This window comes from Pseudonocardia sp. EV170527-09 (genome assembly GCF_008369905.1).
GTDB lineage: Bacteria > Actinomycetota > Actinomycetes > Mycobacteriales > Pseudonocardiaceae > Pseudonocardia.
Window position 1 is genome coordinate 1 of the sequence record NZ_VRMC01000338.1, and the last position, 477, is coordinate 477.

Annotated in this window: 1 protein-coding gene; it reads right to left on the minus strand. The window is 66.2% G+C overall.

All coding sequences use genetic code 11. The features are described 5' to 3' along the window. Positions 1–436 (minus strand): GntR family transcriptional regulator (locus FVA95_RS29415; RefSeq protein WP_149666949.1); only part of this gene is annotated, 436 nt, incomplete at its 3' end. Between the last annotated feature and the right edge of the window lie 41 nt (positions 437–477).

Below are 477 nucleotides of genomic sequence, written 5' to 3' on the forward strand. Positions count from 1 at the left end.
TCCGCCGGCGCTTGACGACGGCCTCCTCCTCACCGATGACCTTCGCGACGTCCGGGGACACCGTCACGATCTCAATGGGCGACAGCTCCTCCGAGCGCCACTCCAGCCCCAGGGCCTCAGCCTCGGCGGCAAGAGCACCCTTGCCCTGGGCTCGCGCCTGCCGCGAGAACCGGCTGCTGCGCACAGCGATGACCGGCGGGACCTCGCGGACGAACACACCCTTGCCCTGGCGGGACTCGGTCAGCCCCTCCTGAACCAGGATGGCCAGACCACTACGGATGGTCGGACGAGTGACCGAGCCCAGCTCCTCGATCAGCTCGGACTCGCTAGGGAGCTTGCTACCCGGGCCGTAGGTCCCGTCAATGATTCGGCTGCGCAGGATGTCTGCCACCTGCTGATAGAGCGGCGTGAACGACTTCGGGTTGAGCGACGCCATCGGTGCCACCTCCTAACTCGTCTGCTTATATGCACAAGCCT